General features: G+C 70.6%; 22 protein-coding genes. 5 read left to right on the top strand and 17 right to left on the bottom strand.

Translation table 11 applies throughout. The features are described 5' to 3' along the window. Positions 1-4: 4 nt before the first annotated feature. The 7 genes from ACH49X_RS17590 to ACH49X_RS17620 all read right to left on the bottom strand — a co-directional run bounded on the left by ACH49X_RS17590 (position 5) and on the right by ACH49X_RS17620 (position 6,381). Positions 5-532 carry an AAA family ATPase gene (locus tag ACH49X_RS17590; protein WP_357205627.1) on the bottom strand — a complete coding sequence of 176 codons (528 nt, stop codon included), beginning with the start codon at positions 530-532 and terminating at the stop codon, positions 5-7. Between the two features lie 53 nt (positions 533-585). Further along, a complete protein-coding gene (locus tag ACH49X_RS17595) occupies positions 586-1,446 on the bottom strand; it encodes an SDR family oxidoreductase (protein ID WP_357205630.1) in 861 nt (286 codons plus the stop codon). Positions 1,447-1,481: 35 nt separating this feature from the next. Next, positions 1,482-2,504 carry a PP2C family serine/threonine-protein phosphatase gene (locus ACH49X_RS17600; protein ID WP_195079255.1) on the bottom strand — a complete coding sequence of 341 codons (1,023 nt, stop codon included), beginning with the start codon at positions 2,502-2,504 and terminating at the stop codon, positions 1,482-1,484. Positions 2,505-2,785: 281 nt separating this feature from the next. Continuing rightward, entirely contained in the window at positions 2,786-3,823 is a 1,038-nt protein-coding gene (locus ACH49X_RS17605) for an AraC family transcriptional regulator (protein WP_195079254.1), read from the bottom strand. Between the two features lie 169 nt (positions 3,824-3,992). Beyond that, positions 3,993-4,637, bottom strand: a complete 645-nt coding sequence (locus tag ACH49X_RS17610; RefSeq protein ID WP_195079253.1) for a pentapeptide repeat-containing protein — start codon at positions 4,635-4,637, stop codon at positions 3,993-3,995. Between the two features lie 81 nt (positions 4,638-4,718). After that, a complete protein-coding gene (locus ACH49X_RS17615) occupies positions 4,719-5,960 on the bottom strand; it encodes a DUF6596 domain-containing protein (RefSeq protein WP_323124066.1) in 1,242 nt (413 codons plus the stop codon). A 7-nt stretch (positions 5,961-5,967) separates the two neighbouring features. Next, positions 5,968-6,381, bottom strand: a complete 414-nt coding sequence (locus ACH49X_RS17620) for a YciI family protein (RefSeq protein ID WP_195079251.1) — start codon at positions 6,379-6,381, stop codon at positions 5,968-5,970. 242 nt (positions 6,382-6,623) lie between these two features. Here ACH49X_RS17620 and ACH49X_RS17625 point away from each other — a divergent pair, with 242 nt between their 5' ends. Continuing rightward, positions 6,624-6,968 carry a helix-turn-helix transcriptional regulator gene (locus ACH49X_RS17625; protein WP_195079250.1) on the top strand — a complete coding sequence of 115 codons (345 nt, stop codon included), beginning with the start codon at positions 6,624-6,626 and terminating at the stop codon, positions 6,966-6,968. On the opposite strand, the gene ACH49X_RS17630 is transcribed toward ACH49X_RS17625, so the two are convergent. Together ACH49X_RS17630 and ACH49X_RS17635 are read right to left on the bottom strand one after the other, a co-directional pair. Beyond that, on the bottom strand, positions 6,958-8,169 hold the full coding sequence (locus ACH49X_RS17630; protein WP_357103012.1) for a cytochrome P450: 1,212 nt from the start codon (positions 8,167-8,169) through the stop codon (positions 6,958-6,960). The two genes, ACH49X_RS17625 and ACH49X_RS17630, sit on opposite strands and share 11 nt — an antisense overlap. After that, entirely contained in the window at positions 8,166-9,494 is a 1,329-nt protein-coding gene (locus ACH49X_RS17635; protein WP_195079248.1) for an MFS transporter, read from the bottom strand. The genes ACH49X_RS17630 and ACH49X_RS17635 overlap by 4 nt, the downstream gene beginning before the upstream one ends. A gap of 168 nt (positions 9,495-9,662) precedes the next feature. Between ACH49X_RS17635 and ACH49X_RS17640 the strand changes: the two genes are divergently transcribed. Then, complete coding sequence (locus ACH49X_RS17640; RefSeq protein ID WP_195079247.1) at positions 9,663-11,072, top strand: FAD-dependent monooxygenase; 1,410 nt, start codon at positions 9,663-9,665, stop codon at positions 11,070-11,072. Positions 11,073-11,080: 8 nt separating this feature from the next. Here the strand turns inward: ACH49X_RS17640 and ACH49X_RS17645 are convergent, their stop codons facing one another. From ACH49X_RS17645 to ACH49X_RS17675, 7 genes are read right to left on the bottom strand one after another with little or no spacing between them, the layout of a single operon-like run. After that, positions 11,081-11,746: an HAD family phosphatase gene (locus ACH49X_RS17645; RefSeq protein WP_195079246.1), complete on the bottom strand. Its 666-nt coding sequence runs from the start codon at positions 11,744-11,746 to the stop codon at positions 11,081-11,083. Next, complete coding sequence (locus tag ACH49X_RS17650; protein ID WP_195079245.1) at positions 11,743-12,741, bottom strand: ScbA/BarX family gamma-butyrolactone biosynthesis protein; 999 nt, start codon at positions 12,739-12,741, stop codon at positions 11,743-11,745. The genes ACH49X_RS17645 and ACH49X_RS17650 overlap by 4 nt, the downstream gene beginning before the upstream one ends. Before the next feature lie 40 nt (positions 12,742-12,781). Further along, entirely contained in the window at positions 12,782-14,485 is a 1,704-nt protein-coding gene (locus tag ACH49X_RS17655; RefSeq protein WP_357205634.1) for an ABC transporter substrate-binding protein, read from the bottom strand. Further along, complete coding sequence (locus ACH49X_RS17660; protein ID WP_357103020.1) at positions 14,478-16,091, bottom strand: ABC transporter ATP-binding protein; 1,614 nt, start codon at positions 16,089-16,091, stop codon at positions 14,478-14,480. Before ACH49X_RS17660 ends, ACH49X_RS17655 begins: the two co-directional genes overlap by 8 nt. Further along, a complete protein-coding gene (locus ACH49X_RS17665) occupies positions 16,088-16,939 on the bottom strand; it encodes an ABC transporter permease (RefSeq protein WP_357103023.1) in 852 nt (283 codons plus the stop codon). The genes ACH49X_RS17660 and ACH49X_RS17665 overlap by 4 nt, the downstream gene beginning before the upstream one ends. Continuing rightward, positions 16,936-17,883: an ABC transporter permease gene (locus tag ACH49X_RS17670; protein WP_357103025.1), complete on the bottom strand. Its 948-nt coding sequence runs from the start codon at positions 17,881-17,883 to the stop codon at positions 16,936-16,938. Before ACH49X_RS17670 ends, ACH49X_RS17665 begins: the two co-directional genes overlap by 4 nt. A gap of 6 nt (positions 17,884-17,889) precedes the next feature. Next, positions 17,890-18,786, bottom strand: a complete 897-nt coding sequence (locus ACH49X_RS17675; RefSeq protein WP_195079241.1) for a sulfurtransferase — start codon at positions 18,784-18,786, stop codon at positions 17,890-17,892. 173 nt (positions 18,787-18,959) lie between these two features. Between ACH49X_RS17675 and ACH49X_RS17680 the strand changes: the two genes are divergently transcribed. From ACH49X_RS17680 to ACH49X_RS17690, 3 genes are read left to right on the top strand one after another with little or no spacing between them, the layout of a single operon-like run. Further along, the gene (locus ACH49X_RS17680) at positions 18,960-19,802 is read left to right on the top strand and encodes a rhodanese-like domain-containing protein (protein WP_357103029.1); all 843 of its coding nucleotides are present in this window, start codon (positions 18,960-18,962) and stop codon (positions 19,800-19,802) included. 14 nt (positions 19,803-19,816) lie between these two features. Beyond that, positions 19,817-21,121, top strand: coding sequence for an NtaA/DmoA family FMN-dependent monooxygenase (locus ACH49X_RS17685; protein ID WP_357103032.1), 1,305 nt, complete (start codon positions 19,817-19,819; stop codon positions 21,119-21,121). Continuing rightward, a complete protein-coding gene (locus ACH49X_RS17690) occupies positions 21,118-22,113 on the top strand; it encodes an LLM class flavin-dependent oxidoreductase (protein ID WP_357296690.1) in 996 nt (331 codons plus the stop codon). The genes ACH49X_RS17685 and ACH49X_RS17690 overlap by 4 nt, the downstream gene beginning before the upstream one ends. Here ACH49X_RS17690 and ACH49X_RS17695 read toward each other — a convergent pair. After that, the gene (locus tag ACH49X_RS17695; protein ID WP_357205640.1) at positions 22,110-23,462 is read right to left on the bottom strand and encodes an aminotransferase class I/II-fold pyridoxal phosphate-dependent enzyme; all 1,353 of its coding nucleotides are present in this window, start codon (positions 23,460-23,462) and stop codon (positions 22,110-22,112) included. The two genes, ACH49X_RS17690 and ACH49X_RS17695, sit on opposite strands and share 4 nt — an antisense overlap. Positions 23,463-23,496: the final 34 nt, after the last annotated feature.

The raw sequence follows: 23,496 nt of genomic DNA on the forward strand, positions 1-23,496 counted from the left end.
CTGCTCAGTCCGCCAGCGGCGTGGCATCGGCGAGGATGCGATCGACCGTCTGCTCGACCGTCAGATCCGACGTGTCCAGCCAGAGCCCGATCCGGGGGGTGTCCTCGCGCAGCACTCGGTCCAATCCCGCGACGGTGAATGCGTCGTAGGCGTCTTTCGCGCGTCCGGCCTCTCGCGCAAGGACCACGTCGGGGCGCGGCGCCAGCACTACGACGTACAGCGGTCGCGTGACGATCAGCTCCGCGGTCCAGGGCAGGAATTCGCCCAAGACGACATCTTGCAGCACCGCTGTGAACCCGGCATCGGCGTAGGCGTCGGCCGTCGCGGCGGCCAGGGTGTGCCGTAGCCGCAGCTGGGCCAGCGCCTCCGGCGAGGGGTCCGCGCTCATCTCCGCGCGCCCGTTCACGACGAACCGCCGGAAGACGTCCCCGCGCACGTGCGCCGAGCGCGGCAGCCGTTCGGCCAGCGCTTGCGCGACGGTGGATTTGCCCGCGGCCTGGATGCCGGTGATCAGATAGACAGCCGATGCCATGACAACGATCATCGCGGCCCGCCGCACGGCCGGTTGCCGCGGCCCCGCCGCGCTCAGTTCGCGGGAGCGTCGGCCCGCTGCGCGACGTAGCGGTTCATCGCCCAGTTCAGTCCGCGCATCGCGACGTTGTACGCGGGCGGGAAATACCGCTGCGCCCAGAAACCCACCCGGATGTCCGGCGAGGTGAACACGAGATAGCGGTTGCGCTGGACACCGCGCACGATGGACCGCGCCGCCGCCTCGGGAGTGACCGCGTGCCGCATGAACAGCGCCATGCCCCGCTGCACCGCCTCGGCCGTCCGATCGACCCCCGCGATGTCGACGCTGTCGACCATGGGGGTGGCCATGGCGCCGGGACACACCAGGCTCACACCGATGCGGTGGCGCGCCAGATCGAAACGCAGCACCTCCGACACCCCGCGCAGGCCGAACTTGCCCGCGCTGTACGGCGCATGCCACGGCAGGCCGAACAGCCCGGCCGCCGAGGACACGTTGACCACGTGACCGCCGCGTCCGGCCGCGATCATCGCGGGAACGAACGCTTCGATCACGTGGATCGGGCCCATGAGGTCGATGTCGATGGTGCGCCGCCACTGCTCGTGGGTCAGCCGGTCGACGGTCCCCCAGGTCGCGATTCCGGCCACGTTCATGACGATGTCGACGCTGCCGACCACCTCGTGCACCTTCGCCGCCAGCGCGACGACCTCCTCGTAGTCGCTGACATCGGCCGCCTCGGCGAGGTGGACGGTCGCGCCTGCGGCGCGTGCGTCGGCCGCGGTCCGCGCCAGGCCGTCGGCGGCGATGTCGGTCAGCACGAGCGAAGCGCCTTCGGCCGCCGCCGCGAGCGCCGTGCTGCGGCCGAGACCGCTGGCCGCGCCGGTGATCAGACAGGTTTTGCCGGCGAACTTCGTCATAGTCGACGACCATACGCAACCATGAACACCGCTGTCTATGGAACCGAAGGGCTCTCCCCGGGAACGGGCGCGAGCGCGACCGTGATGTTGTCGCCGCCGCCGCACCGCAGCGCGAACTCCGCGAGCGCGCGGGCCGCCTCCGCGGGCGGCTTCCCCGCCACCTGCCCGGCCAGCGCGGACGGCGATGGCGAGTAGTTCCACAGTCCGTCGGAGCACAGCAGCAGCACGCCGGGGCCCGAGACGCGCACCGTCCGTACGCAGTTGTCCGCCCACGGCTTCGGCGGGCTGTCGGCCCCGAGCCAGCGGATCAGCGTATGCGCCCGCGGATCGGCCATCGCGGCGCGCTCGTCCATCGCGCCCGCCTCGACCAGCGCCTGCGCCCACGAGTCGTCGACGGTCAAGCGCTCGGCTCGCTCGTCGCCCTGGGTCGATGGCAGCCAGTAGGCACGGCTGTCGCCGACATTGGCCACGGTGATCTCGGTTTCCGCGCCGCGGTGGGCGAGGACGGCGGAGACGTAGGTGCACGAGGGCGCCGGGCCGTCGGGCACGTCCACGTCGCGCACCGCCTGCGCCGCCGCCGCCAGCCCGGCCATGATCGCCTCGGCCGCAGGCTGTCCGGTGGCGAGCGCGGCGGCGGTGGCGCCGACACCGGCCCGCACCGCCGCCCCGGAAGCCACCTGCGGCCGCGACGAGGTCGACACGCCGTCGCTCACCGCGATCACGACGGCCGTATCAACCTCCGCCATCACGTTCGGGAGCACCCCGGCCGCGACGGCGTCCTCGTTGCGCGCGTGGACGATGCCACGATCGGTGAGCACAGCGACCGCGCCGAGATCGGTGTCGAAGCGATCCCGCACCGGCCCGGACCGGCCACACCGCGCGCAGCGTCCGTCGGCGTAGAAGTGGTCACCCCCGCAATCGGCGCACGAGGTCGCCTCGGGACCGGGCAGCGCTACGTATCGATAGCCGAGTTCCGAACCGCAGGACGCGCACCGCTCGCTGTCGAGTCCGACAGCCGAGCATCCGGCGCAGCGTAGGTCGGCGCCTTCGTCGTTCATCGGACGGCTCCCCCGGCCGACGCCGCGGCGGCATGCTCCGGAAGTCGTTGGCCCAACCGTAACCACAGTGGCTCGTTGCTGGTGCGAACTTCCACACCCTCCTCCTTCATCTCCCCGGCAGGCCGACTCCGCTCGCGATAGTACGGGAGCGTTCGGGCCCGGGATTCCCGCGCCGGATCGACCTGCCCGCTGCCCGGCAGCACGATAGCCCACGGTCTGCCCGCGTCCACCGGGCACGGCACGCGGCGCCGGGCGGTCGGCACGACAGCAGCGTGCGTCGCTCAGACCGGCTCGGGTGCCCGATACGAGCGCCGCCCCTGCGAGCGGAACGTCTGCGGCGGACAGCCCTGCCAGCGACGAAAGGCCCGGATGAAGGAGGCGGCCTCCGCGTACCCCAGCCGCGCGGCGACCTGTTCTGTGGTCATATCGGTATGCGCGAGCAGCAGCTCCGACATGGTCTGGCGCACCTCGTCCAGCAGCGCCCGGAACGAGGTGCCCTCCTCGTGCAACCGCCGCGACAGCGTGCGCGAACTCATGAACAGCCCGAGGGCGACCGTCGCCTGATCGGGGATCTCCCCCGGAGTGCGGACCAGCCGGTCGCGCACCGACGCCGCGACGCCGGTGCGCGAGCGGCGCCGGTCCAGCACGTCGCGGCACAGTTGCCCGCAGTTGTCCCGCGCGGCGGCGCTCGCCGGTGGCAGCGGCCGGTCCAGTAACCCGCGGTCGAAGACCACCGCGCTGGTCGGCGCGCCGAAAACCGGCACGACGCCGAAGACCTCGCGGTATCGCTTCATGTCGTGCGGGCACGCGTGCCGGAAACTGACGCGCCGCACCGGGACGCCGACGGCGAACAATTCGCGATCGAAGGCGGGCAACCCGGCCAAGGCCGCCTCGGCGAAGAACGCCTTCATCCCGGGCGGGATGCCGGTGTCCTCGAACACCAGCCGCGCTTCGCCGTCGGCTTCCTCGACGGCCAGTCGCCCGCACGGCACCGTGCGACCGACGTAGCGCGACCCCACCTCGATCAGCTCGCGCAGTGTCCGGCTGCCCAGCAGCGCGAGGCGCCACGGCCCGCGCGACCGCGGATCGTGGCGAACCGCCGCGAGACCGAGCCCCGGCTCGTCGCCGAACCGGCCGAGCACCGTGTGCGTGACCCGCAGTTCGTCCTGCACGGTGACCGTGGCGGACGGGTCGCCCAGCTCGGCGGGCGCCAGGGCCGTGCCTGCCAGGCACTCGGCGGCCGTCATGCCCCGCTCCGCGGCGATGCGGACGAGAGCGCGCACGCCGGCGGTACTGCGGAGGAGATCCGGATCGACCATGGCTCGTATCCTCGATGAAGCGGTACTGCGCGGTGTCGGCGCAATGTATCAATCGGGTGTCGCGCGTATCGGCGGTTCGCGCAAATGCCGTCACGACAACCCCTGGCAATCGGCTGTTTTCCCTCGCCGCACCGGTCGCGGTGTCCGGTATCGTGCGAGATCCGCGCACTCAATCCCGCACGGCGATACCGATGGAACGCGCGAAGGCGGGCGCGAGATCCATCAGCTGCGGAATGCTGATCGTGGCGCCGCGCAGACTGTCGAGCCCGTCGGTGATGTCGAGCGCCGTCGCGCCGCGCAGGTCCACCTTCGTCAGGCGGGCATTGCGCAACGAGAGCCGCGCCAGTGCCGAGCCGGGCATCGTGATCTCGGTCAGCGCCGCGTCGGCGAAGTCGCAATCGCGCAGCACGCAGTCGACGAAAGACACCTCGCGCAAGCGGGCGCGGCGGAAGTTGACCGCGTCGAACTTGCAGCCTTCGAACCGGACCCGCCGCAGGTTCGCCCCCGCGAAGTCGACGCCGGACAGCGCGCCGGCGACCATCTCCCCGTCGAGCCATGTCGTGTCGGCCAATTCGGTGCCGACCCAGCGGACGTGGCGCAGCCACACATCGGTGAACCGGCTGTAGCGCAGGGTTCCCCGGGTGAAGGTGTTCGAGACGAACGCCGACTCGTTGAAGCGCGCGTGCGGCACGTCGAGGTCCTCCAGTGCACCGCCGTCCAGCCGGACGCAGTCGTAGTCGCCCTCCGCCTCCAGGTCGCCGTCCAAGGCGGTGAGGTACCGCGCGTAGGGCAGGTCGTCGAGTTCGCGCGCCATGCACTCCTCCAGTTCGGCTCGAGGATCGGTCGGCCCCGAGTATTCCGGTGCGCTGTGACAAGTTCGGGCGCGCAGTGAGGATCACTCGGCGTCGGGCTCGAGCCGGGCGGCGCGGGACAGCAGGTAGCGCTGCTGCGGGATGCTCGTCGTCCGCCGCGCGGCGGTCAGATACGCCTCGCGGGCACGGGCGATGTCGCCGAGCAGCTCCAGCAGGTGCCCGCGCACGGCGTGCAGCCGGTGGTCGTCGGCGAGACGGTCGCCGAGGTCCTCCGCCAGCTTCAGCCCCGCCGCGGGTCCAACGGCCATCGCCACCGCGACCGCGTGGTTCAGCGCGATCATCGGATTGTCGGCCGCCGCCAGCAGGCGTTCGTAGAGCAGTGCGATCTGCGGCCAGTCCGTGGCGGCGTAGCTGGGCGCCTCGTCGTGCAGTGCCGCGATCGCGGCCTGCAACTGGTACGGCCCCGGAATCCCCCGTGGCAGTGCGGCGGTGATCAGCGCGATGCCCTCCGCGATCGCATCGGCGTCCCACAGGCCGCGGTCCTGATCCTGCATCGGGATCAACTCGCCGCCGGGGCCCGTGCGCGCGGCGCGGCGGGCGTCGGTGAGCAGCATCAGCGCCAGCAGCCCCGCCACTTCGTTGTGCTCGGGCAGCAGGCGATGCACCAGGCGGGTGAGCCGGATCGCCTCGGCCGACAACTCGACTCGATGCAGACGGGGGCCGGAGGTGGCGGCGTAGCCCTCGGTGAAGATCAGATACAGCACATGCAGCACGGCGGCCAGCCGGTCGGCGCGGTCGGCCGCGGACGGAGGGGCGAACGGCACGCCGCTGGCGGAGATGGCGCGCTTGGCCCGGCCGATGCGTTTGGCCATGGTCGCCTCCGGGACCAGGAAGCACCGGGCGATCTCCGCGGTGGTGAGGCCGCCGACCGCGCGCAGTGTGAGCGCGACCTGCGAAGTGGGAGACAGCGCGGGGTGGCAGCACAGGAACAGCAGGATCAGCGTGTCGTCGGCGTCGCTGGGCTGCCGGTCGGCGGGCGGCGTCAGCCAGTCCTGCGGCAGCATCCACCGGGCCACGGTCTCTTCGCGTCGCCTGCGGGCCTGCTCGGCGCGCAACAGATCGGTGAGCCTGCGCGACGCGACGGTGATCAGCCAGGCCAGCGGCTTGGCCGGGACACCGTCGGCCGGCCACTGCGTCGCCGCGGCGAGCAGCGCCTCCTGCACCGCGTCCTCCGCGGTGTCGAAATGACCGTACCTGCGCACGAGCGCGGCGAGGACCTGCGGCGCCAGCGCGCGCAGCAGGTCCGTCGCCGCGGAATCGGGCACGCGTCGCTCAGCCGAGTTCGGGGGCGGCCTCGGCGATCGGGCGCACATCGGCGTAGACCGATTGGAGCACGTGCGCGGGCGCCGGGCACTTGTTCAGCTCGGAGGCGATTTCGGTGGCGCGGTCGAAGCTCTCGCATTCGACGATCCAGAATCCCGCGAGCACTTCCTGGGTCTCGGCGTAGGGGCCGTCGGTGACGAACGGTTTTCCGTCCTTGACGCCCAGCCTCCTGGTATGCACCGGCTCCACCAGGCCGCGGGTCTCCACGAGTTCGCCCGATTCCTCGAGCCTCTTGTTGAATTCGGTCATGAACTGGGCCATTGCCGCGAATTCTTCGGCGGTCCACGCGGGCTTGCCGGTGTCCTTGCCCACCATGCCGTCGTAGTCCCGCTGAGAGGCGTAGCTCAGGATCATGTATTTCATGGCGGTTCCTCTGCGTCGTCGGCGCCCTGGTGGCGCCGCTCGTCTGGAACGTCGGAGCCGCCGACCATTCTCGGACATCGCGGTGGACGCGCAGACCATTTCCGGGACGTGAGCTCGAGAAGACCATGCGGACGAGCCGGGGCACCGCGACCCGGAGGGTCTGGAACCCGGTCGGATAGGTACTATTGTTCTCATATCTTCGGCAGTCGCTCGCGTGCCGATGCGGTGGAGAGGAGTGGGTCGTGGCCGATGCGGATGGGCATCCCGATATCGAGGAGTTCGACCTCTCCACGGTGCTGGCCGCGCTCGCCGACGACAATCGGCGCAGTGTGATCGCGCAACTCTATGCGGAGCCGGAGGGCACCGAGCAGTTCTGCAGCGTGTTCGGGATGCCATGGGCGCCGTCGACGCGCACGCATCATTTCCGGGTGCTGCGCAAGGCGGGGCTGATATGGCAGCGTGATGTCGGCAACGGCCGGATGACGAGGCTGCGACGCGAGGACATGGAAAAGGTGTTTCCCGGCCTGCTGGCGGCGATTCTCGCCGCCGACAGGGGTCGCCATCCGGCCGCGCCCGCTACCAGGTGACCGGCAGCGATGTCGGTCGGTGCACGAGAATGCCGGTCTCCCAGGGAATCCGGTCCTCGGGAACGGCCAGCCGCAGGGTCGGCAGCTCGGTGACGAGCCTGCGCAGCACCTCGGTGATCTCCATGCGCGCCATGGCCGCACCCATGCAGTGGTGCATGCCGTAACCGAATTGCAGGTGCCGCTTGCCGTTACGGGCCGGGTCGATCACCGCCGGGTCCGGGTACACCTCGGGATCACGGTTGGCCGAATGCGCGTCGGCGTAGACGATGTCGCCGGGATACAGCGTCCCCTGCGACAGCGCGAGTTCACGTGTGCTGACGCGCGGGAAGGTCGAGATCCGTCCCAGCGGAAGCAACCGCAGGAACTCCTCCACCGCGGTGGGAATGGCGTCCGGAGCGTCCACCAGGTACTGCCACAGCTCCGGCCTGGCGAGGGCCACGTAGGCGATCTTGGTGATCACCGACAGGATGTTCTGATCGCCGCCGACCAGCGAGCCGAGCAGGATCGCCGCGTACTCCCCGTCGGTGACCGGCGGCGACACGGAATCGCGTGCCGCGAGCAGGTCGAGGATCAGGCCGGGCCGCAGCTCACGCCGCCCGGCGACGAGATCCTCGATGTAGTGGTACAAGGTCCAGAAATCGGCCAGCAGTTTGTCCACATCGCTGTCGTCGCCGAGTTGCATCTCCCGCGACAGATGCCGGAAATAGGCGAGGTCGGCGGTCGGGATGCCGAGGTAGTCGATGTTGACGCCGATGGTGACCGGATCCAGCAGCGCGCGAACGAGATCGGCCGATCCGCGCTCGTGCTGTGCGCGCAGGTCGGCGAGCGCGTCGTCGAGCACCCGGTGCACCGCGGGCACCCGCCGGGCCATGGTGGCGGCACTGTAGGCGGAAGCCACGAAACCCTTGAGCCGCCCGTGATCGGGGTGGTCGAGGTTGAGCAGCATTTCCGTCGGCATGATGGTCGGCAGGAAGCTCGGGCCGTCCTCGACGTTGGTTTCGGCGCGCGCGAAGCTGAGGTCGGTCAGGACCGCGTGCACGTCGCGGTAGGCGGTGACGTGCACGGCGGTGTGACCGCTGGGGAGTTTCACCTGCGGAAATCCGCCGGCGGAACGCTGCGGTAGCGGTTCGATCATCAGGGGCGGCGCGATATTGGCGATGCCGTCGAGATCGACGCGGACCGCGTCGAGTGCGTGGGTCATGAGGTGACTCCTTCCGGGCTGGAACCGATGTCACGGTTCTCGGTGGCTCGTGTGGTGCCGCGCACCGCGACGATGAGGATGGTGAGCACCACGAGCAGGGCGATGAGGACGCCGACGGTGACGGTGAAGGCGCAGCGGTAGACGTCGGGGTGGCCGAACTGGCCCGCGGCGGTGTCGTCGGCGGCCTTCCCGCTGAGCCGGGTGCCGACGACCGTGGACAGCACGACGGCGTATCCGGCGACGAACAGCGCTTCGCTGCCGATGCGGAAGAAGTTCAGCAGACCCGCGGCGGTGCCGCCCCGTTCGGCGGGCACCACGGACAGCGCGTGGCCGTCGACGAGACCGATGGGCAGGCCGAAACCGAGGCCGAGCAACACCATCGGCACGATGATCCAGGCCACCGAACGGTCTTCGGAGAGCGCGAGCACACCGGCGTTGCCGAGGATCGCGGCGCCCAGCGCGAGGTAGACCACCCGGCCGACGGTCAGTGCGGGGAAGCGGGTGACGAGCTGTCCGACGGCCACCGGCGCGACGAAGACCGGAATGGTCATCGCGAGCATGAGCAGTCCGGAGGCGCCCGCCGAGAGGTCGGTGATGCCGCTCAGCGCCGAGGGCAGGTAGGTCAGCAGGGTGACGAAGCCGATCGATCCGGCGACCGGGACCAGGCACATGGCCAGGAATTCCCGGTTGCGCAGCAGGCCGAGATCGAGGATCGGACCATGTTCGGCCACAGCGGGTTTCACGGCGGGCAGCACCCGTGTGCCGACGCCTGCGGCCGCGAGGATCACCGCGTGCACCAGGAAGACGCCCCGCCAGTCCAGCAGTGCGATGAGGATGCCGGAGATGGTGGGACCGAGCGCGAGACCGAGGCCGTTCACGGTGCCGAAGACGGCGAACGCCTTGGTCCTGCGTGGTCCCTCGTAAGCCGCCGACAGCAGCGCGGTGGCGCCGGTCAGGATGGCCGCGGCGCCGATGCCCGCGACCACGCGCGCCAGGTCGAGGACGAACAGGTTCGGTGCGGCGACGCTGCCGACACTGCCCGCGACCACGAGCGCGGTGCCGATCCCGAAGGTGCGCCGATGTCCGATGCGGTCGCTGACCGCACCCCACAGCAGCGTGGTGAGGGCGAAGGCGACATTGAATCCGTTGACGACCCATTGCAGCGCGGCGGGATTCGATCCGAGGTCGCGCGAGATGAGCGGAAGCGCGATGGCGGTGCCCGCGATGGCCATCGGCGTGACGAACTGGGCGGCGAGCACCACGGGCAGTGTCGCACCGCTGGGCGGCGCGCCGCGGGTTTCGGTTTCGGTGGTGACGGTCGACATGGATACCCCCTGGGGCGGTGGTCGGGTGGACTCAGCACGGCGGGAGGACTTCGGAACGCGCGTGAGGTACCACCGGGCTGATAGGTACTATGATGTTAGTAGCTACGATTAACTTCGTACAACTGTGTTGCCCCGGACCAGATCCCGACCTCGCCCCAGGAGCATGTGATGAGCACGGCGCACCGGCCCGGACCGGATTTTCTCGACACCGATGTGCTGGTGGTCGGCGGTGGCCCGGTCGGCATGCTGGTCGCCGCCGAACTGGCGCTGCAGCGCGTCCGGGTCGTCGTGGCCGAGACCCGCACCGAACCGGACCCGCGCCCGCGGGCGGGCACGGTGCACGCCCGGTCGCTGTCGCTGCTGGCACGCCGCGGATACCTCCCATCCCTGGATCCCGAAGCGATACAGCGTGATCCGCACGGTGTGCGCCGGACCCCTTTCCAGTTCGCGGCGCAACCGGTGCTGACGATCAGCGCGCCCAGCGTCGAGCCCGGTCCGATCGCAGGCATCCCCCAGGCACGGCTGGAGGCGGCCTTCGAGGAGCGCGCGGGTGATCTCGGCGCACGAATCCTGCGCGGCCATACCGTCACCGGCCTCGAGGTCCGCGACGACGCGGTGGAGGCCCAGGTGGCCGTCGAGGACGAACATCGCTCGCTGCGCGTCCGCGCCCGCTACGCCGTCGGCGCCGACGGCGCCCGCAGCCTCGTCGCCCGAACCGGCGATTTCCCGGCGCAGGTGTACCCGGCGACCATGAACGCCATTGCCGGGCTGGCGATCACGGCCACCGACGGCGGGATTCCACCGGGCTGGCATTCGACGCCCACCGGATGGACCCTGCACAATCCGAATCCACACGGTCCCGCGCGGATCATCGCCATGGATTTCAGCGGCGCCATCGACCACCGACCCGAGCCCGGCGCGCGGGAGTACCGGCAACGGCTGGAATACGTGCTCGGCGCACCGCCCGCGCTGAGCGGGATCAGCCATCTCACCCGGTTCAGCGACCACGGCCGCTACCGCACCCGCCTGCGGGACGGGCGGCTGCTGCTGGCAGGCGATGCCGCGCACAGCCACTACCCCCTCGGCGGGCAGGGCCTCAACACCGGCATGCAGGACGCCTTCGCGCTGGGCTGGCGACTGGCTCGCGTCGTCGCCGGACACGACCGGCCCGCCGTCCTCGACGAGTACTCGCGCGAACGGGTCACCGTCGCGGCGGCGGTGGTCGCCAACACCGTGCTGCAATCGCGGATGATGAACCCCCGCGAGCCCGAGCTGCGCGCGGCGATGCTGGCCGTACTCGCGGTCCCGGCGGTCCACGACGCCGTCGCGCAGCTCATCAGCGGCCAGTTCCAGTCCGGATTCCAGCACGATCTGGTGGTCACCGAGGCAGGCGGCGGCGTGCGGACCCTCACCGAACTGCTGCGGGCGGGCCGGTTCGTGGCGATCCGGCCCGACGAGCACGTCCCGGTACCGCACGCCCCCGCCGACGCGATCACGGTGACCGGCAAGGTGTCTCCGGATCAGACGTGGACCTGCGCGCTGGTCCGTCCGGACGGCTACCTTGCCCGCGCCTGGTGAGCCGGCGCTCAGCCCGGCCATCGCTCCAGCACCTCGCGCACCTCGGCGATCGCCTGGCCGGCGGCACGGAACCGCACCGCCTGCCAGCCGGCTTCCCGTGCCGCGGCGCAGTTCTCCGCGAGGTCGTCGATGAGCAGGCACCGGCCTGCGTCGACGCCCGCCTGCTCGGCGGCGATGGCGAAGATCTCCGGATCGGGCTTGCGGAACCCGACCTTGCACGAATCGACCAGGGCGCTCAAAACCCCGTCCAGATCGATCATCTCGTGCCAGTAGGGCTCCCATTCGACGACATTGTTGCTGAGCACCCCGACCGGAATTCCGCTGTCGGCCAGCTCGATCGCGAAGTCGCGGACCACGCTGTTGGCTCGGTGGCCGGCGAACCACTGCCTGCCGAAATCGGGTTCGCTGCGGGAGAGGTCGAGCTCGGGTTGCTTGGCCCTGAGCACGGCGTGCAGCTTGCCGACCCACTCGCGTTCGTCTAGCAGCGCCAGTTCGATCGGGGCCAGCGGCGCGAGCCCGTATTCGGCGCCCACCTCGGCGATGGCGAATTTCAGCAGGTCGGGCGGAATGCCCGCGACCTCCTCGTAGCGCAGGAACAGGTCATCGAGCGGCGGGGAGAGCACCCCGCCGAAATCGAACCAGACGAACGGCCCCGCCGTCTTCGCGGCGGTCACTGGACCATCGTCCCGACGTCGGCCGGACGGAAGCGCAGCTCCACCTCACCGGCGGCGATCACGTCCGCGCCCTGGGTCAGGGCCACCTGCGCACGTACGCCGCCGCCGGCACCGGGAAGCGGGGCGACGGTGGCCCGTGCGATGGTCTCGCGCTCGAATTCACCGAACTTGGTGAACTCGATCCCGAGCCGCTGCATCACCATGCGGCTGGTGTCCAGGCCGAGGACGGCGTTCGCCGCGGCCATCGCGACCTGCCGGGCCGCTTCGAACTGCAACATGCCCGGGACGTGGTCGAGGGCGTGATCGAACAGGGAGGGATGGTTGGTGTCGATGATGGTCGACGCCGTCAGCTCGTGCTCGGCCGACAGCACCGGATTGGCCAGGATCGCGTTGCGCGGGTTGTGCCTGCCGACCGAACCAGGCCGCATCCGCGCGACCGGCACCTGCTGCGGGATCGCGTGCTGGGCGGGCAGGCCGAGCGCTTCGCGCCCGCGCACCCTGATCCGGTTCCACACCGCGGCGGGCATCCACTGGTAGACCATCACCTCCCGTGCGGCTTCCCTGCCCTCGATCTCGGCGACCATCTCGAGCGACAGGCCGATGACCTGATCGTCACGACGCTTCTCGCCGATCACCCGCGCCTCGATGACGCAGTGCCCAGGGCAGTTGCCGATCCGCAGGGTGTCGGGGTCGGCGATGGTGAAATCCGCCGATCCGAAGATGAACTTCTCCTCGCGGGCCACTCCGAGGAAGGTGTGCGCGTAGTAGATCGCGACCTGCCGGAACACCTCGATGAGCAGGAGGGGATCGTAGGTGGTCGATGTGCCACGGTGGTCGCTGAAATACGAGTGGTTGCGGGGCAATTGGGCGGCGAACACCGCGCCGTCGAGAATCGGTTGCGCGTCGGTGAGGAACACCTCGGCGATCGATTCCCGGTGCACGATGCCGCGCGGGATATTGCGATCGAAGGTCAGGGTTTGCGTTGCGGCGGTCATGATCGAGCCTTCCTGGAACTATGGGTTGGCGGCAGACTGGTCAGCGGACGGCGATGTCGTATGCCCAGGCGTTGACGGTGTTGCGGGGCGGGTCGAACAGCGAGGTCACGTTGTGGATCGCGGAACTCGCCGCGACACTGTTGCGGTCGGTGTAGAGCGGGATCGCGACGGCGTTGTCGAGCAGGTGCGCGGTGATGGTGTCGAACAGCCGCTTGCGCTGTTGCGGGTCGGTCGCCTTGGTCGCTTCGATGAGCCACCGGTCCACCTGGGGGTCGGCGAGTTTGGCGCCCGCGACGATGGAACCGAGGGTGATGCCGTCGATCTGGCCGTATTTCAGATCGGGGGTGGTGGAGCCGTAGGCGCGGTTGAACTGCAGCGACAGGTCCAGGCCGCCGACTTGGCGCGGGAACGCCTCGTACCGGTTGCGTGCCAACAGGTCGTAGACCTGGGCGTTCTCGACGAACTGCAACTCGACCCGGATACCGAGGTTCTGGCGCAGCTCGGCCTGCCATGCCTTCAGGAAATCGTCCTCCGGGTAGGTCGGCGTCGTGGCGAGCAGGCGGACGGTCAGGCGCTGTCCCGCCGTGTCGGTGCGGTAGCCGTCGGCGTCCTTGCCGGTCCAGCCCGCCTGATCGAGCAACGCGCGGGCGGCGGCGATATCGGGCTTGTTCGCGGTCTCGTACTTGGCGTCGTAGTAGGCACTGTCCGGAGAGATGAGGCTCCAGGCGCGCTTCTGGGAACCCTTGGTCAGACTGTCCACCACCGCGGCGATGTCGACGCCCCTGGCGATGGCGCGCCGCACCCGCACGTCCGTGGTCGGGCCGTTGGTGAGGTTGAGCATGATCACCGTGGGCGCGGCCGACGAGCCGATCTGTTCGTACTGGAATCGGTCGATTCCGTCGAACAGGGCGATGTCGGTGGCCTTCACCGTGCCGATCGCGTCGACCTCGCCGCTGCGCAGCAGGCCCGCGCGGGTGGAGGCCTCGGGGATGTACTTGACGACGAGATCGTCCACGTACGCGGCGCCCCGATGCGCGGCGGTGGCCGGACCCCACCGGTAGCCGGGATTGCGGTGGAACCTCAGTTCCTGCCCCTGCACCGCCTTGTCCAGGATGAACGGACCCGAGCCGACCAGCCCGGCCCCGCTGGTGAGGGCCTCCTTGTCGACGTTCAGCGTGCTGGGAGCCACGATGGCGCCGCTGAGTCCGGCGAGGGTGGACAGGAAGTCCGCGCGGGGTGTGCTCAGCGTGATCCGCACCTTGTAGGGGTCGACCACGTCCACCGCGCTGACGCTCGAGTACTGCAGCAGGCCGAGCACCGTCCAGGAGGGGGTGTCCGGATTCCTCAGCACATCGATGTTCGCCTTGACCGCGGCGGCGTCGAACTTCTCCCCGTTGTGGAACGTCACGTCCCGGCGCAGCGTGAATTCGTACACCGTGCCGTCGGGGGAAACGGTCCACTCGGAGGCGAGCCACGGGTGGAACTGTTCGTCGCGGTCCTCGGCGATGAGGCTGTCGTAGCTGTTGCGCAGCACCTGGGAGGCGTCGAAGGCCGCGCCGACATGGGGATTGAGCCCGCGTGTCGGATAGGACGGCAACGCGATGGTGAAGGTGCCGCCCGGTTGCGCGGGCGAGGTCGGTCCGCCCTTCACGCTGCCGGGTTCCGGGTCCGAGGCGCAGGCGCCCGCGGCGAGGGCGACGCCGACGGCCAGGGCGGTGAACAGTCGAGTGAGGCGATTACGCACGCGAAGGGCTTTCTGTGGTGTCCGCTACCGTGAGACGCGGCACGGAATCGAGCAGGGAACGGATGTACGGGGAAGTCGGCGCCGTGAAAACGTCGTCGCAGGAACCGGATTCGACGATCGCGCCGCCGTGCAGGACGAGGAGGCGGTGACAGATCTGCCGGACCACGGCGAGATCGTGGGAGATGAACAGGATGCCGACCCCGCGCTCGCGCGCGAGTTCGGCGATGAGCTCGAGGATCTGGGCCTGCACCGTGATGTCCAGGGCCGACACCGGCTCGTCGCAGACGACCAGCTCCGGCCTGCTGCCCAGCGCCCTGGCGATATTGACGCGCTGACGCTGTCCGCCCGACAGTTCGCGAGGGTGGCGATCGATGCTGGCTGCGGGCAGGTGCACCGCGTCGAGCAGATCCAGCACTTCGGCGCGCCGCTCGCGACGACCGACCCGCAGGGCGACGCTCTCGCCGATGATCTCCCCCACCCGGTAGCGGGGGTCGAAGGAGCCGGTCGAATCCTGCGCGACCAGCCCGATCCGGCCGGGACGGTGGGTGCGCGGCGTCAACGGCGCTCCGCCGAAACGCATCTCGCCGCCGTCCGGTTCGATCAGCCCGGTGACCATCTTCGCCACCGTCGACTTACCCGAACCAGATTCACCGACCACGCCGAGCACCTCACCGGCCCCGACCTCGAAGCCGATGCCGGCGACCGCCGGTACCGCACGGCCACGCACCCGATACGACTTGGTCAGCGCGCTCGCGGTGAAGATCGGTGCGCTCGCCCGGGACGGCGGTGCGCCCGCCCGGCCACGCGGTACCGCGGCGAGCAGTGCCTTGGTGTACTCGTGCCGCGGAGCACCGATGACCTGCGCCGCGAGCCCCTGCTCGACGACGCGCCCCGCTTGCATCACCAGGATGCGATCGGCCACCGAGGCCACCACCGCCAGATCGTGGCTGACCAGGATCATCGACCGTCCGCCCGCCACCTGCCGGACCAGCAGTTCGAGCACCTGCGCCTGGACCGTCACATCCAGCGCCGTGGTCGGTTCGTCGGCGATGAGGATGTCCGGGTCGCCCGCGAGGGCGGAGGCGATCAGCGCGCGCTGGCGCTGACCACCCGACAGCTGGAACGGCCGCTGCCGCTTGCGCACCTCGGGATCGGCGATCCCCACCGAGACCAGCAGCTCGTCGATGCGGGCCGCGCGCAGGGAACGCGGTGTGGCGCGTAATGCTTCGGCCATCTCGTCGGCGATGGTGCGCAGCGGATCGAGGGCGACGAGCGCGTCCTGGAACACCAATCCGATTCGCGCGCCACGGATCCGGCGCCACTGCCGTTCGCTCAGCCCGAGTGCCGGGGCGCCGAACAGGTCGAAACGGTCGGCGCGCACCCGGGCGCCCGCCCCCGCGAGGCCGACAAGGCTGCGTGTGGTCACCGATTTGCCCGACCCCGATTCGCCGACGATGGCGAGGATCTCGCCGCGCCGCAGGTCGAAGCCGACGCCCTCGACGACATCGCCCTCGGTCCCTGGGAAACCGACGCGCAGGTTCCGTACGCTCAGCACGGTCTCGGTCACGATGTCCGCGCTCGGCACGGCGGCGGCGGTGAGCGTCATGGCTGTGCCCTTCGTTCGAAACGGTGTCCCACGTGGCGGCCGAGCACCGTGGTGGCCAGGACCACGACCGTGACGGCGGCGCCGGGGAAGGCGACCGACCACCACGCGATACGCAGATCGCCGTGCGCCTCGGCGAGCATGGAACCCCACTCGGGGTCGGGGGGTTGCGGGCCGAAGCCGAGGAAACTGAGGGCGGCGGCGCCGAGAATGCTGGTCCCGAGGCCGAGGGTGACCACGACCGGCAGCGACCGCAACGCGTTGGGCAGGATGTGGCGAACGACGATCCGCGCGCGTGACCGGGTCAGCAGCCGCGCCTGCGCGACATGGTCGGCCGCGCGCACCGCTCGGGTTTCCGCCCGCATCACCCTGGCGAATCTCGGCGCCGCGGCGATGCCGAGGGCCGGAACGAGATTGGCGGTTCCGGTGCCGGTGAAGGTGATCAATACCAGGGCGAGCAGCACCTCGGGGAACGCGCCGAGCAGGTCGAAGGCCCGCGAGGCGACGGCGTCCACGACCCGGCCACCGATTCCGGCCACCAGTCCGGCGCTCACACCGAGCAGCACCGCGAGCGCCGTCGCCGACACCCCGATGAACAGCGACAACCGGGCGCCGTGCACGACACGGGTGAACACGTCACGGCCGAGTTGATCGGTGCCGAACGGATGCGACAGCGACGGCGGTCGATGCGCGGCCACCAGATCGGTCTGCAGTGGATCGCCGGAGGCCAGCAGGGTGGGTACGAGGGCCGCTGCCACCGCGAGAACGAGCACAGCGCCCGCGATCAGGACGGCGACGGGACGGTGCGGCACCGGGAAGGTGAAGCGTTGCCGCAGTAAGGCTGTCGTCATGCGGAGGCCTCCTGCAGGCGCGGATCGATCCAGAGATAGGCGATGTCGACGACGACCGTGACGATCAGATAGACCGCGGCCGACAGCACCGCGACACCCAGCACCACCGGAACGTCGGCATAGCCGACGGCCTCGACCGTCGCCCGTCCGACACCCGACCGGCCGAAGACCTCCTCGATGACGACGGTCCCGGTGAGCAATCCGCTCACGGCCCATCCGGCCAGGGTCGCGGCCGGGATCAGGGAGTGCCGCAGGCCGTGCCGCAGGCGCAGGCGGAGAGCGCCGATGCCGCGCGATCGGGCCGTCAGCGCGAACGGCTGCTCGAGCGCGCGCTCGATCCCCTCCCGCATGACCTGGGCCAGCACCGCCGCGATGGGCAGGGCCAGGGTGACGGCCGGCAGGATCAGGCGCTGGAACTCGTTGCCCGCGGTCACCGGCAGCACCTTCAGCGTGAAGGCGAAGATCCAGATCAACAGCAGCCCGGTCCAGAAGGGCGGCGCGGAGGCGACCACGATCTCGGCCGTGGTGATCGACCGGCTCAGCACATCGCGCCTGCCCGCGGTGAGCACGGCCAGCAGTGGCGCGAGGACGAGCGCGAGGAGCAAGGCGAATCCGGCGAGCTCGGCGCTGCTGCCCATTTGTTCGCCGAACACGATGTCGGTCACGGGTTCGCCACGCACGTACGAGTAGCCGAGGTCGCCGTGCAGCAGCCGTCCGAGATGTCGCCCGTACTGCACGAGCAGCGGGCGATCCAGACCCCAGTCCTGTTCGATCCGCGCGCGCAGGGCCGGATCGCTGGACTCCCCCATGATCGCGGTGACCGGATCGCCGGGGGCGATGTGCACGGCCAGGAACGCCAGGGTGACCGCGGCCCACATCATCGCCACCGCGGACAGGACCACGCCCGCGATGCGGCCGAACACTGCGCGCCGGTGTGGATTCATCGCGGCTCAGTCCTCGATGGGCGCGCCGACCAGGCTGCCCCATTCGGTCCAGGATCCGTCGTAGACGCGGACCCGGTGATCGTCGAGCAGGTCGGTGAACACCAGCCAGCCCAGCGCGGCGCGATGGGAGAGCCTGCAGTAGGCGATGATCTGATCGGCATCATCGATGCCGAGCGCCGCCACCCGCTCCCGGAGTTCGGACACCGGCCGTAGCAGTCCTTGCTCGTCGAGCAGATCCTGCGCGGGCAAGCTCAGCGCGCCCGGAATCCGGCCCGCGCGTTCGGCACCGTGATCGATCGGCTCGGTGAGCGGGGACACCCGCTGTCCCGAATACTCCTGTGGCGAGCGCAGATCCAGGATCACGACGGGCGATCCGATGGCCGCGCGTACCTCGTCGCGGCCGACGACGATGTCCTCGTGGCACGGCGCGATCCGAGGCAGCGGTTCCGGCGTCTCGGCGGCCCGCGCAGCGGCAGTCTCCCCGGCCGCATCGGCGGCGCGCTCGATCGGTCCGGCAGAGGCGCTCGCGGCGGCTTCGGCCGCGCGCCACGCGGGCAAGCCGCCGTCCAGATAGCGCAGGTCACCACCGACCCCGACGGCCGCGGCCACCCAGATGGCGTACGCGGCGAACTGCGTCGGCTCGCCCGCGAAGACCACCGTCGACTCGGCGCCCGCGCCCAGTGCGCGCAGACGATCGATCAGGACCTGCGCCGAGGGGAATTCCCGGCGCGAATGGTGCCAGAGCAGATCCTTCCAGTACACGGTGCGCGCACCGGCGATGGCGTTGCGGTCCGGCTCGGCGCCCGGCGTGTTGGTCACCTCGATGACGACGACGCCGGGGTCCGAGAGACGGGTCCGCAACCATTCCGCGTCGACGACTCGGCTCGTCAGGACGTCTCCCACAGCAGCCCCTCCCGCTGATCTGTGCCGGGTCGGTCGACCTCGGCGCTGAAAACATATGAGCAGCACCGCGATACTGTGAACACAAAAAGTCACGAAGACCCGAATTATGTTTTCACCGCGTGGGGATACATATCCTCGGCACCGCCCGTCGTCCGCGCGTCGAAAGGATCGCGATGTCCGGTGCCCGTGCCGCCCACCTCATCTCGGCGAGCGAGTTGCGTGACGACCCACCGGAACGACTGGTGCTGCTCGACGTCCGCGTCGGCGCGACCGGGCCCGACCCGGGCGCATTCCGGCGCGGGCACCTGCCCGGAGCGCGGTTCGTCGACGTCGACGCCGACCTGGCGGGCACCGCCACCGCGGGCTCCGGCGCCCGCCCGCTTCCGGAAGCCGCGGCGCTCACCACCGCGCTCCGGCGCTGGGGCATCCGCGCCGACAGCGCCGTGGTGGTCTACGACGACTCCCGCTCGGTGCCCGCCGCCCGTGCCTGGTGGGTCCTGCGCTGGGCGGGACTGACCGACGTCCGGCTCCTCGACGGCGGGCTGCTGGCCTGGCGCGCGGCAGGCGGCCCCGTCGTCTCCGGCGCCGAAACCGTCGCGGCGGGAACCGCATCCGCGCGTCCGGGCGGACTTCCCGTGATCGGCACCGCCGCCGTGGCGACCCTGCCCGCACGCGGCATACTCCTGGATGCCCGCCCGCACAGCCACTATCGCGGCGAGGGCCCATTCGCCGGCCACATCCCCGATGCCGTGAGCGCGCCGGTCTTCGACGACTTCGACGAACACGGACTGCTGCGCGACGAACGCACCCTGCGTGCGCGCTATCACGGCCTCGGCCTCGGCCCCGCGACGCCCGCGGCCACCCACTGCGGCAGCGCGATGGCCGCAGCCCTGCAGGTCTTCGTCCTCGCCACGCTCGGCATCGAGATCGCCCTGTATCCCGGCTCGCTCTCGCAGTGGGCCGCCGACCCGGCACGCCCCCTCGTCCGCGGCGACGCCCCCGTCCCGTCACTCTGACCCCGGAGACCCCCATGGCCGACCAACCCCGACATATCATCCTCAACGCCAACCTGATACCCGGCGGCACCCTCGGCAGCCCGTGGCGGCGCGCCGAACAACCCGCGGCGCATTTCGTCGGGATCGAGCACTACCTCGACGTGGCACGCATCGCCGAACGCGGACGGCTCGATGCGGTTTTCCTGGCCGACTCACCGGACCTCCAGGCCAAGGACTGGAATGCGCCGAGCCGGCTGCTCGATCCGTTCATCGCCCAGTCCGTGCTGGCCGCGCACACCAGCCACATCGGACTGATCATCACCGCCACGACGTCCTACAACGACCCCTACAATCTGGCGCGCTCGTTCGCCGCGCTGTCGGCGGTGTCCGGTGGCCGGGTGGGCTGGAACTACGTCGTCACCGGCGGCGACGCCGCGGCCCGCAACTACTCCCTCGGCCGGGCCCTGCCGAAGTCCGAACGGTACGCCCGCGCCGCCGAGTTCCTCGACGTGGTGACCGCGCTGTGGGATTCGGTGCCCGCGGGCGCGCTCGTCGGCGACAAGGCCACCGGCCGCTATCTGGACCCGGCGGCGGTGCGGCCGATCGACCACGACGGCAAGTTCTTCCAGGTGGCCGGGCCGTTGAAGGCGCCGCCGCTGACCCACGGCAGGCCGGTGCTGATCCAGGCGGGCGCCTCCACCCACGGCGTGGAACTGGGTGCAAGGACAGCCGACGCCGTCTACTCCGCGCACGTCGATCCCGGGTCGGCGGCACAGCGTCGCAGCGAACTACGGCGCAGGGCCGTCGACGCCGGGCGCGCCCCCGACAGTGTGAAGCTGTTGCCGGGGTTGATCGTCGTGCTCGCCGATTCCGAATCCGCGGCCCGGCGACGTGAGCGCGAGCTCATCGACCTCATTCCCGACGAGGTCCAACTGGTCAATCTCGCCGATCGGCTCGGCGTCGACCCCGCCGATCTCGACCTGGACGCACCGTTGCCATGGGAGCGGATCCCCGACGAGAACACCGACGCGGGGTCGCGCGGACAGCGTGCGGTGCTGCTCGAGTACGTGCGCTCCAGTGGCGCGGACACGCGCGGCGCGGCGCGACTGCTGGCCTCGGGCAGTGTGCACGCCAAGGTGGTCGGCGGCCCGGAACAGGTGGCCGGATTCATCGCCGACTGGTTCGAGGCGGGCGCCGTCGACGGATTCAATGTGATGATCGACGAATTGCCCGGGGGCCTGGCCGATTTCGTCGACCATGTCGTGCCGCTGCTGCGCGGGCGCGGCCTCTTCCGCACCGAATACGACACCACCACCCTGAGAGGGCACTACCGGCTGTGATCACTTCGTCGTCACCAGCGGTGCTCACGGCACCGTCGCTGTTCGTGCAGTTGCGCAGCGGCCCGCCCGTCGCCGAGGTCTACCGGCACACCATCGACATCGGTGTGCGCGCCGAACGGCTCGGTTTCGGCGCCGTCTGGTTCGCGACCCGGCATTTCGAGGCCCATCACGCCGCGCTGCCCTCCGTGTTCCCGTTCGTCGCCGCGGTCGCCCAGCACACCAGCACGATCCGGCTCGGCACCGGCGTGGTCGCGCTGCCGTTCGAACATCCGGTGCGGCTGGCCGAGGACGCGGTCGTCACCGACGCGCTCAGCGGCGGACGGCTCGAGCTCGGTGTCGGCAAGGGCCTCGGATTCGGCCACTCCGCCACCAGTTACAGCGGATTCGGTGTTCCCGACACCGACCGGGAGGCGCTGTACGCCGAGCGGCTGGCCGCGCTACAGCGTCTCCTGGCCGCCGGGCGCGTCACCGACGACATCGCCCTGTATCCGCCACCGGGCACCTTGCGTTCCCGGATCTGGCAGTCCACCGGCAACAGCGACACCGCTCGGCGGGCGGGCGCGGCCGGCGACGGGCTGCTTCCGCACGGCAATTCGCAGGCGCGCGCGGGCGGCGACGTCGCCGAACTCGTCGACGCCTACCTGTCTTCCTGCCGCGGCACACCGCGCATCGGGTCGAGCGTCACCGTGCTGCCCGGTGACAGCGAACGCGATGCGCTCGACCTGCTCGACACCGACATCCGGCTGAGTCCGGCCTACTACCCGCAGCTGCGGGGCACCGCCGACCGGCGACGGTTCCTGGCGGACAACCGCATCCGGGCCGGAAGCGCCGAGCAGATCGTCGAACAGCTGCGCGAGGACCAGGGCCTGGCCGCCGCCACCGAGGTGCTGTTCCAGATCCCACTCGCGGTCGGTCATCCCCGATACGCGGAATGCCTGCACCGGGTAGGCGCCGAGATAGCACCGCGGCTGCATCCGCGGCCCGTCCGCTAGTCGAGGAATTCCCGATGCGTGGCACCGGCGGCCTCGGCGAGCAGGCGCGCGAGTTCGGCCAGCCCGGCCTCCGCATCGGGTAGTTGCGGCACCGCGACGCGCACCACGCCCGGACGCGGCGGCGTCACATACGATTTCGCACCCGAGCCGACGACGATCCCGTGCCGGGCCAGCCCGAGCAGCGCCGCCTGTTCGTCGGCGACCTCCACCCACACGACCAGGCTGTTCACCCCGGAACAGGCGGTCACGCCGCGCTGGCGCAATGCCGCGAGCAGCCCGTCCCTGCGGGCGGTGTAGCGAGCGCGGGCGGTGTCGATCAGCGCGGCGGTCGCGGGGTCGAGGATGAGGTGCGCCAGTGCGTTCTGCAGGATCCGGCTGTTGGCGGCGATACCGTGGACCCGTGCCCGGATGGCCCGGTCGACCAATTCGGCGCTGCCGCCGATGACGCAGGTCCGGATGTCCATGCCGTAGGCCTTGCAATAGCTGCGCACCCGCACGCTGTGGCGCGGGAACCAGCGGCCGAGCGAGGGCGCCTGGGCCACGGCCAGCGGCCCCACCGCATCGTCCTCGACGATCCACGGCACCCGCTCCGCCGCGGCGAGCACCGCGGCCAGTTCGGTGGCCCGGTCCTCCGACAGCGCGCCACCCGTCGCGTACCCGCCCTCCGGCTGGAGCACCACCACCGACGGCTGCCGTCGCAGCACCGCCGCCAGCGCCCGGGGCAGCACGCCCTGTTCGTCGGATTCGATACCGAGCACCTCGTACCCGACCTCCGCCAGAGTGTCGAGGAAGCCCGGCATCACCGGCTCCTCCACGGCGACAAGAGAACCCGCGGGTGCGGCGGCGTCCACCGCGAGGAACAACCCCTCCGAACCGCCGCCCGCCGCGGCGAAGGCCTCGGCCGCGAACGGCCAGCTGTCGAGGACGGCGGCGCGGAGCCGATCGGTGATGTAGTCACGACCGGGCCGGTTGAGCTGATCGGTGTGCAACCCGGCCAGCATGGCGGGCGCCAGATCGGGTTGCAGCGCGTAGTCCGGACTTCCGGTGAGCAGGTCGCGGGCCGCGAGCGCACGGCCCACCGGGACCTCCGCGAGCGCGGCAACCACCGTGCCACCGCGTCGATTGGTCGCGATCAGGCCTTCCTCGCGCAGCGCGCTCCACGCGGCGACGACCGTGCGCGTACTCAGCCCGCAGCGCCGGGCGACCTCGCGAATGGTCGGCAAGCGCGCGCCCGCGGTGAGCGCGCCGTCCCGGATCAACCGGGCCGTCACCGCGCGGACCGACTCGGGGGTGTGCGAATCATCGGCCTGCAACGCCCGCACCAGCAGTGCAGAATCCAGCTCCGTCACTGACACTCCACTCGTCGTCGGCCATCCGTACGGA

The organism is Nocardia sp. NPDC019323 (assembly GCF_044389845.1).
In the GTDB taxonomy this organism is placed as follows: Bacteria; Actinomycetota; Actinomycetes; order Mycobacteriales; family Mycobacteriaceae; genus Nocardia; species Nocardia implantans.

What these genes read in the sequence shown, in the direction of transcription:
- ACH49X_RS17650 (WP_195079245.1), bottom strand. Translation starts at nt 12,741, where the DNA reads ATGACCGCCGCAACGCAAACCCTGACCTTCGATCGCAATATCCCGCGC.
- ACH49X_RS17630 (WP_357103012.1), bottom strand. Translation starts at nt 8,169, where the DNA reads ATGACCCACGCACTCGACGCGGTCCGCGTCGATCTCGACGGCATCGCC.
- ACH49X_RS17670 (WP_357103025.1), bottom strand. Translation starts at nt 17,883, where the DNA reads ATGAATCCACACCGGCGCGCAGTGTTCGGCCGCATCGCGGGCGTGGTC.
- ACH49X_RS17605 (WP_195079254.1), bottom strand. Translation starts at nt 3,823, where the DNA reads ATGGTCGATCCGGATCTCCTCCGCAGTACCGCCGGCGTGCGCGCTCTC.
- ACH49X_RS17590 (WP_357205627.1), bottom strand. Translation starts at nt 532, where the DNA reads ATGGCATCGGCTGTCTATCTGATCACCGGCATCCAGGCCGCGGGCAAA.
- ACH49X_RS17640 (WP_195079247.1), top strand. Translation starts at nt 9,663, where the DNA reads ATGAGCACGGCGCACCGGCCCGGACCGGATTTTCTCGACACCGATGTG.
- ACH49X_RS17680 (WP_357103029.1), top strand. Translation starts at nt 18,960, where the DNA reads ATGTCCGGTGCCCGTGCCGCCCACCTCATCTCGGCGAGCGAGTTGCGT.
- ACH49X_RS17665 (WP_357103023.1), bottom strand. Translation starts at nt 16,939, where the DNA reads ATGACGACAGCCTTACTGCGGCAACGCTTCACCTTCCCGGTGCCGCAC.
- ACH49X_RS17610 (WP_195079253.1), bottom strand. Translation starts at nt 4,637, where the DNA reads ATGGCGCGCGAACTCGACGACCTGCCCTACGCGCGGTACCTCACCGCC.
- ACH49X_RS17660 (WP_357103020.1), bottom strand. Translation starts at nt 16,091, where the DNA reads ATGACGCTCACCGCCGCCGCCGTGCCGAGCGCGGACATCGTGACCGAG.
- ACH49X_RS17685 (WP_357103032.1), top strand. Translation starts at nt 19,817, where the DNA reads ATGGCCGACCAACCCCGACATATCATCCTCAACGCCAACCTGATACCC.
- ACH49X_RS17600 (WP_195079255.1), bottom strand. Translation starts at nt 2,504, where the DNA reads ATGAACGACGAAGGCGCCGACCTACGCTGCGCCGGATGCTCGGCTGTC.
- ACH49X_RS17635 (WP_195079248.1), bottom strand. Translation starts at nt 9,494, where the DNA reads ATGTCGACCGTCACCACCGAAACCGAAACCCGCGGCGCGCCGCCCAGC.
- ACH49X_RS17620 (WP_195079251.1), bottom strand. Translation starts at nt 6,381, where the DNA reads ATGAAATACATGATCCTGAGCTACGCCTCTCAGCGGGACTACGACGGC.
- ACH49X_RS17595 (WP_357205630.1), bottom strand. Translation starts at nt 1,446, where the DNA reads ATGACGAAGTTCGCCGGCAAAACCTGTCTGATCACCGGCGCGGCCAGC.